Origin of the sequence: Kitasatospora sp. NPDC057512 (assembly GCF_042802135.1) — a bacterium.
Taxonomy (GTDB): domain Bacteria; phylum Actinomycetota; class Actinomycetes; order Streptomycetales; family Streptomycetaceae; genus Kitasatospora.
This window is the reverse complement of sequence record NZ_JBHVET010001221.1, coordinates 1-1,389: the sequence shown is the minus strand read 5'-3', so window position 1 is coordinate 1,389 and position 1,389 is coordinate 1. Positions and strand designations below refer to the sequence as shown.

Annotated in this window: 1 protein-coding gene; it reads right to left on the bottom strand. The window is 76.1% G+C overall.

What is annotated here, in order from left to right; genetic code table 11:
* Positions 1–77: 77 nt before the first annotated feature.
* A partial coding sequence (locus ACFU6K_RS39050) for an FAD-dependent oxidoreductase (RefSeq protein ID WP_380671434.1) occupies positions 78–1,389 on the bottom strand: 1,312 nt, incomplete at its 5' end.

Sequence of the window (1,389 nt, the reverse complement as noted above, 5' to 3'; positions counted from 1 at the left end):
GGGGTCCGGTGCCGGGCGCGGCCGTTCCGACGGGCGGGCGTTCCGACGGGCGGGCGTACCGGCGGGCCGCCGACGGCTCAGTTCCGGCCGGAGAGCTCCGGAGCGCCCGCGTGGGCGCCGGCCGGGGGCGGGACGGGCCGGCGGGCGGCGCGCAGCACCCGCAGCAGGGTGCGCGGGTGCATCAGCGACTGCGGGGTGGCCACCAGTCCGGCGATCCGTACCAGCGCCTCGGTGATCCGGGGATCGTGGACCGCCGCCCGCTGGGCCAGCGCGGCGTAGCGGTTGACCAGGTGGGTCTGCGGGGTGCGGCGGCCCGCGACGCCCGGGTAGCCCAGGTCGGTCACCGCGGCGAAGGACCAGGGGGCCCGGATCTCCCGCGCGACGTCGCGGAAGTAGGCCCGGGGGTCCGGTAGCCGCCGCCCCGCGGTGTGCCGCCGCAGCACCAGGGCCTGCAGCGCGGCGGAGGTCATGCCCTGGGCGTAGGCCGGGTTGAAGCTGCACACCGCGTCGCCCAGGACGACCAGCCCCGCGGGGAAGCGCACCAGCCGGTGGTAGTCCCTGCGGACACTGGCCGGGAAGCGGAACCGCAGGGGCTCGTCGAGCGGTTCGGCGTCGCGGATCGCCTCGTGGATCTCGGGGACGGGCAGCGAGCGGACGAAGGCGTGGAACCCCTCGGGGTCGACGGGCGGGTGGTCGCCCACGATGCCGGTCACCGACAGCTCCACCCGGTTGTCCTCGCCGGGCACCCGGTAGAAGAAGGCCCCGCGCGGGTGCGAGGGTGTGGCGGCGGGAATGATGGCGATGTCGCTGCCGAACGGATCCCGCTTCAGGCGGTAGTGGCGGGTGGTGTACGCCAGGTCGATCTCGATCCGCTCCTCGGGGGGTGCCTCGTACCCGAGGTCGGCCAGCCAGCGCGGGGTGCGCGAGCCGCGTCCGGTGGTGTCGACGACCAGGTTCGCGGAGAGCGTGCGCTCCGTGCTCCCGGGGGCGCGCTGCTGCACCCGGACCCCGGTGACCCGGCGCCCGGTGGTGTCGGCCACCGGGGCGATGACGTCGTGTTCCTCCAGGAACGTCACCTCCGGCAGCGCCCGCACCCGCTCGCGCAGATGGTGTTCGAGCACCGGCCGGGTGGCGGGCACGGACGGCAGGCCGGTGCGCGCCGGCCGCAGCCGCAGCCCGTTGAAGTACCAGCGGATGTCGGCGCTGAAGTCGCCGGGCCGCACCCCGGCGGCGACCAGCTCGTCGGTGAGGCCGGGGAACAGCGACTCCATGACCTGGTGGCCGCGGGCGACCAGCCCGTGGGCGTGGTTGCCGTGCGGGACGCCGCGCCGCGGCCCCCGGACGCCGAGGATCCTGTCGCGTTCGACGACGACGACCCGGGGATAGGAC